The organism is Actinoplanes sp. NPDC051513 (assembly GCF_044454685.1).
Classification (GTDB): Bacteria; Actinomycetota; Actinomycetes; order Mycobacteriales; family Micromonosporaceae; genus Actinoplanes.
This window is the reverse complement of sequence record NZ_JBITDW010000007.1, coordinates 16749-29124: the sequence shown is the minus strand read 5'-3', so window position 1 is coordinate 29124 and position 12376 is coordinate 16749. Positions and strand designations below refer to the sequence as shown.

Annotated in this window: 9 protein-coding genes and 1 pseudogene; 8 read left to right on the top strand and 2 right to left on the bottom strand. The window is 69.3% G+C overall.

From position 1 onward, the window contains the following. Positions 1-41 precede the first annotated feature (41 nt). The 8 genes from ACIA5D_RS23095 to ACIA5D_RS23060 all read left to right on the top strand — a co-directional run bounded on the left by ACIA5D_RS23095 (position 42) and on the right by ACIA5D_RS23060 (position 11350). Positions 42-3521 (top strand): DNA polymerase III subunit gamma and tau, encoded by a 3480-nt coding sequence (locus ACIA5D_RS23095; RefSeq protein ID WP_396032224.1) that lies wholly within the window; start codon positions 42-44, stop codon positions 3519-3521. 416 nt (positions 3522-3937) lie between these two features. After that, positions 3938-4249 (top strand): YbaB/EbfC family nucleoid-associated protein, encoded by a 312-nt coding sequence (locus tag ACIA5D_RS23090; protein ID WP_396032617.1) that lies wholly within the window; start codon positions 3938-3940, stop codon positions 4247-4249. A gap of 4 nt (positions 4250-4253) precedes the next feature. Further along, positions 4254-4847 carry a recombination mediator RecR gene (gene recR, locus ACIA5D_RS23085; RefSeq protein WP_396032223.1) on the top strand — a complete coding sequence of 198 codons (594 nt, stop codon included), beginning with the start codon at positions 4254-4256 and terminating at the stop codon, positions 4845-4847. A gap of 401 nt (positions 4848-5248) precedes the next feature. Beyond that, positions 5249-6256: an ABC transporter permease gene (locus ACIA5D_RS23080; protein WP_396032222.1), complete on the top strand. Its 1008-nt coding sequence runs from the start codon at positions 5249-5251 to the stop codon at positions 6254-6256. An 83-nt stretch (positions 6257-6339) separates the two neighbouring features. Next, the gene (locus ACIA5D_RS23075) at positions 6340-8115 is read left to right on the top strand and encodes an ABC transporter substrate-binding protein (protein ID WP_396032221.1); all 1776 of its coding nucleotides are present in this window, start codon (positions 6340-6342) and stop codon (positions 8113-8115) included. A gap of 118 nt (positions 8116-8233) precedes the next feature. After that, positions 8234-9232: an ABC transporter permease gene (locus ACIA5D_RS23070; RefSeq protein ID WP_396032220.1), complete on the top strand. Its 999-nt coding sequence runs from the start codon at positions 8234-8236 to the stop codon at positions 9230-9232. 11 nt (positions 9233-9243) lie between these two features. After that, positions 9244-10296, top strand: a complete 1053-nt coding sequence (locus ACIA5D_RS23065) for an ABC transporter ATP-binding protein (protein WP_396032219.1) — start codon at positions 9244-9246, stop codon at positions 10294-10296. Between the two features lie 16 nt (positions 10297-10312). After that, positions 10313-11350, top strand: coding sequence for an ABC transporter ATP-binding protein (locus ACIA5D_RS23060; protein ID WP_396032218.1), 1038 nt, complete (start codon positions 10313-10315; stop codon positions 11348-11350). A 63-nt stretch (positions 11351-11413) separates the two neighbouring features. On the opposite strand, the pseudogene ACIA5D_RS23055 reads toward ACIA5D_RS23060, so the two are convergent. Together ACIA5D_RS23055 and ACIA5D_RS23050 are read right to left on the bottom strand one after the other, a co-directional pair. Further along, positions 11414-11656: pseudogene (locus ACIA5D_RS23055) on the bottom strand (hypothetical protein); the annotation flags it as partial. Positions 11657-11667: 11 nt separating this feature from the next. Next, complete coding sequence (locus tag ACIA5D_RS23050; protein WP_396032217.1) at positions 11668-12324, bottom strand: HNH endonuclease family protein; 657 nt, start codon at positions 12322-12324, stop codon at positions 11668-11670. Positions 12325-12376: the final 52 nt, after the last annotated feature.

Below are 12376 nucleotides of genomic sequence, written 5' to 3'. Positions count from 1 at the left end.
CCCCCGACGGACAATGGCGCCGTCGTTGAGGAGGGGTAGGAGTGTCACTCGCTCTGTACCGCAAGTACCGGCCGCGTACCTTCGCTGAGGTCATCGGGCAGGAGCACGTAACCGAGCCCTTGTCGCAGGCCTTGCGCAGTGGCCGGCTGCACCACGCCTATCTGTTCTCGGGCCCGCGTGGCTGCGGCAAGACGTCCAGCGCCCGCATCCTGGCCCGCTCGCTCAACTGTGAGCAGGGCCCCACGCCCGAGCCGTGCGGGGTGTGCGCGTCGTGCCGCTCGCTGGCCAACGACGGCACCGGGTCGATCGACGTCATCGAGATCGACGCGGCCAGCCACGGCGGCGTCGACGACGCCCGCGACCTCCGCGAGAAGGCGTTCTTCGCGCCCGCCAGCAGCCGCTACAAGATCTACGTGATCGACGAGGCGCACATGGTCTCGCCGGCCGGCTTCAACGCGCTGCTCAAGCTCGTCGAAGAGCCACCCGAGTACGTCAAGTTCATCTTCGCCACCACCGAGCCCGAAAAGGTGCTCGGCACCATCCGTTCCCGCACCCACCACTACCCGTTCCGGCTGATCCCGCCGGCGGTCCTCCGGCCGTACCTGCAGCAGCTCACCGAGGCCGAGGGCGTCCACGTCGAGCCGGCCGTCCTTCCGCTGGTGGTGCGGGCCGGCGGCGGCAGCGCGCGAGACTCGCTCTCGGTGCTCGACCAGCTGATCGCGGGCGCCGGCCCCGACGGCGTCTCGTATTCGCGAGCGGTCGCCCTGCTAGGCGTCACCGACGTCACCCTGATCGACGAGATGTGCGACGCCCTGGCCGCCGGCGACGGCGCCGCGGCGTATTCGACGATCGAGCGGGTCGCCGAGGCCGGCCACGACCCGAGGCGCTTCGCGTCCGACCTGCTCGAGCGATTCCGCGACCTGATCGTCCTTCAGCAGGTCCCCGACGCGGTCACCAAGGGCCTGATCGACGGCCCGGCCGACCAACTCGAGGCAATGAGCGCGCAGGCCGGCCGGCTGGGCCCGGCGACCCTGTCCCGCTGCGCCGACATCGTGCACAACGGCCTGGTGGAAATGCGCGGCACGACCGCGCCGCGCCTGCTGCTCGAGCTGGTGACGGCGCGCATGCTGCTGCCGGGAGCCGACGATTCGACGGGCGCGCTGCTCCAGCGGCTCGAGCGCATGGAGCGGCGACTCACCCTGAGCGGTGACGCTCCTCTGGCACGCGAGGAGGGCGGCGCCCCGGGTGCCGGTGCAGTGGCGCCTGTTGCCGCCTCTGCGCCGAGCGCCGGCGTCCCGGCGCCCGTAGCCGACTCCGGGCAGGGCGTCACCGCGCTAGGACTCGCCGCTGGGCCGGCGGCCGGGGATGGGCCGGTCGGCGGCTCCCGGGGCGGCTTGTCTGCGGCGCGGGCGGCTGCGGCGGCTGCTAGTCGGCGGTCTCCAACGGCGGCGGTTGGGCGGCGGCCGGCCGGTGCGGCTTCGCCCGCTCCCGCCGAGGCTGAGGAGGTTCCTTCTGCGCCACCCGTTCCTGCTTCGCCTGCCCCTGGTTCGCCTGCCCCTGGTTCGCCTGCCCCTGGTTCGCCTGCCCCTGGTTCGCCTGCCCCTGGTTCGCCTGCCCCTGCTTCGCCTACCCCTGGTTCGCCTACCTCCGGTTCGCCTACCTCTGCTGAGCCTGCGTCTGCTCCACCGGTGGCCGTCCCAGCAGCGTCCGCTGCGCCTGTTTCGCCACCGGAGCCGGATCATTACGACGACGAGCCGCCGTGGGACGACGAGCCCGAGCCTGACGCCTACGACAGCGCCCCTGTGCGTCGCCCCGAGCCGGTCGCGACCGCAGAGCCGGAGCAAATGGCCGCACCCGCCCTGGGTTCTCAGCCCCGCGACGAGTCGGCCGTGGGTTCTCAGCGCCGCGACGAGTCGGCCGTTGGTGCTCAGCGCCGAGACGAGCCCACGCCCTCCGCCCCCGAGCGACGGCCGGCGCCTCGGGGAGTGCTGCCGGACGCGCCGGAGGAGTCGGGTGCTGCCGCGGTGGAGCCTCCGCCCGGACAGCTGACCGTGGCGGCGGTGCGCGAGGTCTGGCCCGAGATCCTCACGGCAATCGGCCGGCGGAGCAAGCGGCTGGTCGCGCTGCTGTCCAACGCGGTGGTGCGCGATCTCACCGGGCAGACGCTCGTTTTGACGTTCCGCTACCCGAAGCACGCGGAGATGGCTGCCGCAGAGGCGCCCGCGGTCGCCAACGCGCTCTACGAGGCGCTTGGTGGCAGGTGGGAGATCCGCTGCGAGGTCGGGGGCGAAGCCGGCGCAATGTCGGTCCCGCCGGCCCCGCGCGGCGGTTCGGGTCACCCCGGCGACGGCTCCGGGTCCGGGCGCGATGCGCAACGCAACGAGTCTCCCGGGGCTTCCAGCGTGCGCAACGGTCGCGCAGCCCAGCCCGCGCCGGGCGCCGAGCAGGCGCACGCCGCCGCGGCCCGGCCGCCGCAGAGCCGCCGCCAGGAGGCCGAGTCCAGTTCCTCCGGAGACGACGACTGGCCGGAGCCGGCCAGACCGGGCGGCTTGGCGCCGGCCGCGCCCGCGGCCACGTCACCCCCGGCCGATGACGAGGATGAGGACTGGCCCGAGGTCCGCCCGATCGGCGCAGCAGCCGCACCGGCCGGCGATCCATCGCACTCGTCGCCGCTCGACTCTGGCTCTGGCTCTGCGCCTGCCTCTGCCGCTGCGCCTGCCTCTGCCGCTGCGCCTGCCTCTGCCGCTGCGCCTGGCTCTGCCCCTGCCTCTGCCGCTGCGCCTGGCTCTGCCCCTGCCTCTGGCTCTGCGCCTGCGCTTGCCCCTGCCCCTGCCCCTGCCCCTGGCCCTGGCTCTGCGCCTGGCTCCCGCGACGCGCTGGCCGCGAGTACCGCGGACGGACTGGGCGTAGGAGCCCCGCACGACGGCCCTCCTCGGTCGGACATTTCGGGCGGGGCGCCAAACCTTGACGATGCTCTCACGGGTGAGGCCTCTTCTCGGGCGGCCGATGCGAGTTCGGTAGATGCCGGAGTCCGCGGTCCCGGTGATGCCGGCCTCGGCAGCGAGCCAGCGGCCGAAGGTGCCCCGGCGCAGGCCGCGCGTAACGCGGAGGCTGCCCCCGCCCCGGCCGCGCGCAACGCCGAAGCTGCCCCGGGCCAGGCCGCTGCCGCGCGCGCTGCCCGTAACGCGGAGCGCGGCGGTGGCCTGGCCGCCGCGCGGGCTGCTGCGGCCGGTGCCCGGGCCGGGGCCGCGGCCCGTCAGGGTGCTCGCCCCGCTTCATCACCGGCGGCGGCATCGGCGTCGTCGGCGTGGCCCGACGGGTCGTCCGCCGAGGAAGCGCCCTACGACCCCGAATACGACGGCCCGCCGCGCGGCGGGGCGGCGGCCTACGAGGGCTTCGATCCGGGCGACGAGCCTCTGGACGACGTGATCGACGAGAAGACGGCGCGCGAGAGCAGCGAGCAGCAGGCCATGCGCCTACTGCAGGAAGTGCTGGGCGCCGAGAAGATCGGCGAGAGCTGACCAAAGCCCGGCCCGCAGTAGCCGCCCTTTCGGCGCTGGCCCGCTGGCCTGCCGGGGCGCTGGCCTGCTGGGGCCGCACCGGCCCGCTGGGGCGCTGGCCTGCTGGGGCCGCGCCGGCCTGCTGGGGCGCCGAGCTCAGCCGGCGCTCGGAATGCGGCCGTGGCCGCGAGGCGCGGCTGGCTCGGCCGCCTGGCCGCGAGGCGCGGCTGGCCCAGCCCGGGTGGCGGCGAGGCGCGTGGGTAGCGTCTGACGGGTGGCGGCGAGGCGCGTGGGTGGCGTGTGACGGGTGGGGCGCGTCGGGCGGCTACGCTGGGCGGCGATTGACGTGGTCGGCCGGGTGGGTATCGACGGCGCTCAAGAAACAAGTGACTTTCTAGCTGAGGAGCGGTGGCATGCGCCCCGGTGGACAGCCGAACATGCAGCAGATCATGAAGCAGGCCCAGAAGATGCAGGAGCAGGTCGCGCAGGCGCAGGCCGAGCTGGCCGACGCCGAGGTGACCGGCAGCGCCGGCGGTGGGCTGGTGTCCGTGGTCATGACCGGGCTCGGCGAGGTCAAGTCGGTGCGGATCGACCCCAAGGCCGTCGACCCGGACGACGTCGAGACGCTGGAAGACCTGGTGCTCGCCGCGGTTCGCAACGCGGCCGAAGAGCAGCGCGAGCTCACCGAGGCCAAGATGGGCCCGGTCACCGGCGGGCTCGGCGGCGGCCTCGGGATCCCCGGGTTCTGATCACGTGTATGAAGGCGCCATCCAGGACCTGATCGACGAGCTGGGCCGGCTCCCGGGTGTGGGACCCAAGAGCGCCCAGCGGATCGCCTTCCACGTCCTGTCCGCCGACCCCGCAGACGTCAACCGCCTCGCCACCGCGCTGCGCAAGGTGAAGGAGCTGGTCCGCTTCTGCACGACCTGTTTCAACGTGGCCGAGTCCGAGCAATGCCGCGTCTGCCGCGACCCGCGCCGCACCAACGAGGTGCTGTGCGTGGTGGAGGAGCCCAAGGACATCGTGGCGGTCGAGCGGACCGGCGAGTTCCGCGGCCGGTACCACGTCCTCGGTGGGGCGATCAACCCGCTGGAGGGCATCGGCCCGGACAACCTGCGCATCCGCGAACTTTTGTTACGGCTCGGAACGGGCGAAGTTCACGAGTTGATTCTTGCCACAGATCCCAACACAGAGGGTGAGGCCACGGCCACCTATCTGGCACTCATGGTGAAGCCGATGGGAATTTCGGTCACCCGTTTGGCCAGTGGTTTGCCGGTGGGTGGTGACCTCGAGTACGCCGACGAGATAACGCTCGGTCGTGCGTTCGAGGGACGTCGAGCCATTTAGATCTACGTCGCGTAACGCGCCTGTAACGCCTTGCTAGTGATTTAGTCCGGAATAGCTAGATCCGGGCCATCTCACGCGGTAGTTTCCGTTTGGTCGGTGCCATAGGTCACGGCCACATCACGAGGGAGACACGGAACTGACCGTGTGCGGTCCGTGAACTTGACCGAGGCACCACATTAGGTGAATGTTCCTTGCGATGGCGGCACCCCCGCCGTCGAGTGCCTTCGTGGCGCGGACTCATCTGACCGTCGCGACGAGGGCCGGCACTCGAGGCATGAGACAACCGATCGGTTGCCGGCGGCTGCGGGTAGCCATCGCCTGCCGGCCCACCGCTCTGTGGTGTGCCGCGGGCTGTGAGCGCCCCGCTTCGACCCGGCTCACCGGGAGAGGACCGGCGCTAGATGTCGCTTGGCCCAGAGGCGCCAATCGCCGACGAATCCACGGCGCCTATCGCCGACGCGGCTCAGGAGCGGACTCCCGACGAGGCCGCGGTTGCCGGTCGATCGCTGAGGCAGATCGCCTGGCGTCGTCTCAAGAGGGACCGCGTCGCGCTCGGCGGCGGCATCGTCATCCTTGTGCTGATCGCCGTCGCGATCCTCGCCCCGCTGCTGATCAAGTGGTTCGGGCACCCGTACGACGAGCTCCACAACGACAAGATCGACCCGACTCTCGGCCTCCCGCTCGGTCACCTCGGTGGCATCTCGAAGGACTACCTCCTGGGTGTCGAGCCGGTCAACGGCCGCGACATCTTCAGCCGGATCGTCTACGGCGCACAGACCACGCTGACCGTCGCGTTCCTCTCCGCGTTCCTGTCGACGATCCTCGGCGTGCTGTTCGGCATGTCGGCCGGCTTCATCGGTGGCTGGGTCGACTCGGTCATCAGCCGCATCATGGACTTCCTGCTCGCTTTCCCGCAGCTGCTCTTCTCGATCGCGCTGGTCTCGGTGCTGCCGGCCACCTCGTTCGGCCTCGGCCCACGGTGGTCGCGCGTGTTGGTGCTGGTTGTGGTGATCGGATTCTTCGGCTGGCCGTACATCGGGCGTATCGTTCGCGGCCAGACGCTCTCGCTGCGTGAGCGCGAGTTCGTCGAGGCCTCGCGGAGCCTGGGTGCGCGTTCCCCGCGCATCCTGCTGCGCGAGATCCTGCCCAACCTCGCGGCGCCGATCCTCGTCTACACGACGCTGATCATCCCGACCAACATTCTCACCGAGGCGGCGTTGAGCTTCCTCGGCGTCGGTATCCCGCCGCCCTACCCGTCCTGGGGCGGGATGCTCTCGGACGCGCTCGGGTTCTACCGGTACGACCCGATGTTCATGATCATTCCCGGCGCGATGATCTTCATCACCGTGCTGGCGTTCAACCTGTTCGGCGACGGTCTTCGCGACGCGCTTGACCCGAAGGCCCACTGACGAGCATGGGATCCGAACGCGGTTCCATCGCATGTAACTCGGCGACCCCCCGCAGGTCGCCGTTCGAGGAGGTAGGAGTTTAGGTGGCAGGCAAGACGAAGGTGATGGTGGCCGCTGCGGCTGCTCTCACATTGGGGCTGACCGCCGCATGCGGTGGCGGCTCGGATGACAACAACAACACGGACAACAATTCGAGCACGGGCGCTGCCTTCAACGCCGCGGCGACCAAGGTCGTCAACGCGAGCGACAAGAAGGGCGGCACGCTCAACCTGTGGAGCCCGCAGGACGCTGACTCGTGGGACCCGGCGATCTCGTACTACGCCTGGACGATCGACATGAACCGGCTGTACAGCCGGACGCTTATGACCTACACGCCGAAGCCCGGCACCGACGGTCTGATCCTGACCCCCGACCTGGCCACGGCGGCCCCGGAGGTCAGCGCGGACGGCAAGACGTACACCTTCAAGTTGAAGAGCGGCCTCAAGTTCGACGACGGCTCGGCGATCACCTCGAAGGACATCAAGTACGGCATCGAGCGGATCTTCGCTCAGGACGTCGTCCCCGGCGGCCCGCTGTACCTGATCGAGGAGCTGGACCAGGGCCAGAACTACCCCGGCCCGTACAAGGACACCGACCCGAACAAGCTGGGTCTGAAGACCGTCGAGACGCCGGACGACTCGACGATCATCTTCCACCTGAAGGCCGCCAACGCGAACTTCCCGTACGAGCTGGCCCTGCCCGGCGGCGCCCCGGTGCCGCAGAAGCGGGACACCGGCGACAAGTACGCCCTCGCGCCGGCCTCCTCGGGCCCGTACAAGTTCGAGAGCATCAAGCCCGGTAGCGGCGCCACCCTGGTTCGCAACACCAACTGGGACGCGTCGACCGACCCGAGCCGCAAGGCGCTCCCGGACAAGATCGTTCTCACGATCACCACGAACGCCGACGACATGGACTCCCGTCTGATCGCCGGCACCGCCGACCTGGACGCCAGCCAGAGCGGTGTGCAGACCCAGGCGCGTACGCAGATCCTGACGAACGACAAGCTCAAGGAGACCGCGTACAACCCGAACAACGGGTTCATCCGGTACGCGGCGCTCGGGACCACGGTCGCCCCGCTGGACAACATCGAGTGCCGCAAGGCAGTCATCTACGCGTCCGACCCCACCACGCTGCAGACCGCTCGCGGTGGCCCGGTTGCCGGTGGTGACATCGCCACCAACATGCTGCCGCCGAACATCCTCGGCGCCGACCCGAAGTACGACCCGTACGGTCGCGCCCAGGGCAAGCCGCAGATCGACAAGGCCAAGGCGGCCCTGCAGGCGTGTGGCAAGCCGACTGGCTTCGACACCAAGATCGCGGTCCGGAACAACAAGCCGGCCGAGGTCGCCACGGCGACCGCCCTCCAGGCGGCGCTCAAGCAGGTCGGCATCAACGCGTCGATCGAGCAGTACGACGGCAAGAACGTCAGCTCGGTCGTCGGCTCGCCGGCCGTCGTGAAGGCCAAGGGCTACGGCATCATGATCTCCGGCTGGGGCGCCGACTTCCCCACCGGTTACGGATACCTGGCCCCGCTGGCGATGGGCTCGTTCATCGCCAAGACCGGTAACTACAACCTGCCCGAGATCAACGACCCGGCCATCAACGACCTGTTCACCAAGGGTCTGGCCGAGAAGGACGCTCAGGCGGCGGCTGCCGACTACCAGCAGGCCAACGAGAAGGTCATGGACGGCAACTACTTCGTGCCGTTCGTCTTCGACAAGGCGCTCAACTACTACAACCCGCGGCTGACGAACGTGTACTTCCACCAGGGCCTGGCCATGGTTGACTTCGCGTCCCTCGGCGTCAGCGACGGCAAGTAATCCCTAGCGGTCGCTGTAGCACCGACGGGTAAATCGAAGGGCAGGTGAAGGCCGCCCCCTCCGGGTGGGCGCCGGGTTCGCAAGAGCCCGGCGCCCACCCGGTCTACGGCCGAAAGTCGTGCTGACCTACCTCATTCGGCGGCTGTTCAACGCCGTCGTGACGCTGCTCGTGGTCACCTTCGTGACCTTCTGCGTCTTCTTCCTGGTGCCCAAGGCCACCGGGAGCGACCCTGCGCTGCTGTACATCGGCAAGCAGGCCGACCCCGTGGCGATCGAGGGCATCCGGACCAAGCTCGGGCTCGACGACCCGATCGTGGTTCAGTACGGCAAGTTCCTCAAGGGCCTGGTGGCCGGCCGTGATTACGGCACCGGAACGGACGTCACGCACTGCGCTGCCCCCTGCCTCGGTTACTCGTTCAAGACCAACCAGGAGGTGTGGCCGCTGCTGATGGAGGCCCTCCCGGTCACCGTTTCCCTCGCCATCGGCGCCGCCGTGCTGTGGGTGCTGATGGGCATCACCTTCGGTGTCATCTCGGCGCTCAGGCGCGGCACGATCTGGGACAGATCGGTGATGACGATCGCCCTGGCCGGCGTCTCGCTGCCGATCTACTTCACGGGTCTGCTGTCACTGAGCATCTTCGTGTACGGGTTGGGCTGGCCCAACCCGAGCTACACACCGTTCCTCGACAACCCGTGGCACTGGTTCACCGGCTTGATCCTGCCGTGGATCACGCTCGCGTTCCTGTTCGCCGCGACGTACGCCCGGCTCACGCGGGCCAACATGCTCGAGACCCTCGGCGAGGACTACATCCGCACCGCGCGGGCCAAGGGACTGCGCGAGCGCGCCGTCATCGGCAAGCACGGTCTGCGCTCGGGCCTGACCCCGCTGGTCACGGTCTTCGGCCTCGACCTGGGTGCGCTGCTCGGTGGCGCCGTCCTCACCGAGGCGGTCTACAACCTGCGCGGCCTCGGCTACTACGCACTCAACGGCATCCGCACCAGCGACCTGCCGGTGATCCTGGGCGTGACCCTGTTCGCCGCGTCCTTCATCGTCATCATGAACCTGATCGTCGACCTGCTGTACGGCGTCATCGACCCGCGCGTGCGGCTGAGCTGAGGGAGGTTACGTTGTCCATCGGCTCCGCTGCCCCACGACCGTTCCTCGAGGTCAAGGACCTCAACGTCCGGTTCGAGACCGACGACGGCATCGTCCAGGCGGTCACCGGGTCGAGCTTCACGCTCGAGAAGGGCCAGACGCTCGGCATCGTCGGCGAGTCCGGCTCCGGCAAGAGCGTCACCTCGCTGGCGTTGCTCGGCCTGCACCGCACCCGCAGCAACGCCAAGGTCACCGGTGAGATCTGGGTCGACGACCAGGAGCAGATCCGGGCCACCGACGAGGATGTGCGCCTGCTGCGCGGCGGCAAGATCGCCATGATCTTCCAGGACCCGCTGAGCGCCATGCACCCGTACTTCACGGTCGGGTCGCAGATCGTCGAGGCGTACCGGGTGCACCACCCCGGGATGAACAAGAAGGTCGCCCGCGAGCGGGCCATCGACATGCTCGCCCGGGTCGGCATCCCGCAGCCCGAGCGCCGGTTCAGCGACTACGCACACCAGTTCTCGGGCGGTATGCGGCAGCGCGCCATGATCGCAATGGCCCTGGTCAACGACCCGGCACTGCTGATCGCGGACGAGCCGACCACGGCCCTCGACGTCACCGTGCAGGCGCAGATCCTCGACCTGATCCGCGATCTCCAGCAGGAGTTCGGCTCGGCGGTCATCATGATCACCCACGACCTGGGCGTGGTGGCCGAGCTCGCCGACGATGTCCTGGTCATGTACGGCGGCAAGGTCATCGAGAAGGGTCCGGCCCTCGATGTCTTCCGGAACCCGCAGCACCCGTACACGTGGGGTCTGCTCGGCTCGATGCCACGTCTCGACCGTGACGTCCGCGATCGGCTCACGCCGGTCAAGGGCAGCCCGCCCAGCCTGATCAACCTGCCGCAGGGCTGCGCCTTCAACCCGCGCTGCCCCTACGCGGGCCGCAACGGCAACCGGTCCTACACCGAGGTGCCGCTGCTGCGCGACGACGGCCACAGCGCCGGGCACCTGGTCGCCTGCCACCTTCCCGCGGAAGATCGACGCAAGATCTTCCAGGAGGAAGTGCTACCGAACCTGTGAGCGGAGTGAATGAACGATGAGTGAGATCCTGCTCGAGGTGTCGGGGCTCGAAAAGCACTTCCCGATCACGAAGGGCCTGTTCAAGCGACAGGTCGGCGCGGTGCGCGCGGTCGACGGCATCGATCTTCAGGTGAAGGCCGGCGAGACGCTGGGCCTGGTGGGCGAGTCCGGCTGCGGAAAGTCGACCACGGGCCGGCTGTTCAGCCGGATCGTCGAGCCGACGGCCGGGAAGATCATTTTTGAGGGTCAGGACATCTCGCACAGGTCCACGGCCCAGTTGCGGCCACTGCGCCGCGACGTACAGATGATCTTCCAGGACCCGTACTCGTCGCTGAACCCGCGGCACACGGTCGGCTCGATCATCGCGGCGCCGCTGCAGATCCAGAGCATGCCGACGCCGCAGGGCATCAAGAAGGCGGTCCAGGAGCTCCTCGAGCTGGTCGGCCTCAACCCCGAGCACTACAACCGGTACCCGCACGAGTTCTCCGGCGGTCAGCGCCAGCGCATCGGCATCGCCCGCGCGCTCGCCCTGCGGCCCAAGATGATCATTGCGGACGAGCCGGTGTCGGCGCTCGACGTGTCGATCCAGGCCCAGGTGGTCAACCTGCTCGACGACCTCCAGAGCGAGTTCGACCTGACCTACGTCTTCATCGCCCACGACCTGTCGGTGGTCCGGCACATCTCCACCCGCGTCGCGGTCATGTACCTGGGCAAGGTCGTGGAGATCGCCGAGCGTGACGATCTCTACAAGAACCCGCGCCACCCGTACACCGTCGCCTTGATGTCGGCGGTTCCGGTGCCCGATCCCGCCCGGCGTGATCGCGCGCAGCGTGAGCGCGTGCTGCTCACCGGCGACGTGCCCAGCCCGATCAACCCGCCGTCCGGCTGCCGTTTCCGCACGCGCTGCTGGAAGGCGCAGGACATCTGCGCGACGGAAGAGCCGCCGCTGGTCACCCGCCTCGACGACCCGGCGTCCCATCTGACGGCATGCCACTTCCCGGTGGTGAACGAAGACGTGATCGCGGGTCGCCGTCCGGCGGCGACGCCGGCCTGAGCGAAGATCCAAGAGCGTCTTCCGTACGCCCGGAGCACCCGTCCCGCCGTCAGGCGGGGCGGGTCAGCCCTCCGGCCGGTTGAGGATCCCCACCACGACCTCGTGCACGGCCGTCGCGTCGGCCGGGTCCTTGACCTTGGTCTTGCCGCCGGTGACCGTGTACCACTCGTCGGCCTCGAGGTACTGCACGCGCACGGTGACGTCGTTGCCCGTCGTCTCGGTGCGCAGCGTCAGGTCGCCGGTGACGACGCCGACCTCGTCGGTCATCACCCCACCGGGACCCGCAGTGATGTTGGTGGAACGGGCTGGGTCGCTCATCAGCATTTCTCCAGCATGTCGGCGAGGGCGGACTTCTCGGCGGTGATGACCGTGAGCTTCCAGTGGGTCTTCACCGCGATCCAGTCTCGCGCATAGTCGCACCACGCGCTGGAGTCGATCGGCTTCCAGGTGGACGGGTCCTGGTCGCCCTTGGATCGGTTGGACGACGCCGACACCGCGACCAGCTGCGGATCGTCGAGGTCGTTGGCGAAGTCGCCGCGCTGGTCGGTCGTCCAGGACGAGGCGCCCGAGCGCCACGCGTTGGCCAGCGGCACCATGTGGTCGATGTCCACCTGGGTGGGCGAGGTCAGCGTCTTGCCGTCGTAGATGCTCTTCCACGTGCCGGCCACCACGTTGCAGCCGGAGAGCTTCACCTTGGTGCCGTCGCGCTTGAGCACCGAGTCGCGGACGTCGCAGTTGCTGCCGGTGCTGCGCCAGTGCGGGAACTTCTCGCGGCTGTAGCCCTTCATCGAGCCGGCCTTGGCCACAACCAGCTTGTCGAGCTGGGCCTCGGCATCGCCGGACGCCTCGCTGGAGGAGCCGGAGGAGGCGGAGGGCGAGGTGCCATTGGCGATCGAGACGCCTTCGCAGGCGCTCAGGCTCAGGGCGGCGACGGTCAGGAGAACAAGGGTCCAGCGGGGGATGTGAGGGGGCACGCCTTCAGAGTAGGAGCGCCCCGCCCGTTCTGTCCGAGTCGATCGCTCGTGA

Excerpts from the sequence above, each read along its gene's own strand:
- ACIA5D_RS23090 (WP_396032617.1), top strand. The coding sequence starts at position 3,938 with ATGCAGCAGATCATGAAGCAGGCCCAGAAGATGCAGGAGCAGGTCGCG.
- ACIA5D_RS23080 (WP_396032222.1), top strand. The coding sequence starts at position 5,249 with ATGTCGCTTGGCCCAGAGGCGCCAATCGCCGACGAATCCACGGCGCCT.
- ACIA5D_RS23060 (WP_396032218.1), top strand. The coding sequence starts at position 10,313 with ATGAGTGAGATCCTGCTCGAGGTGTCGGGGCTCGAAAAGCACTTCCCG.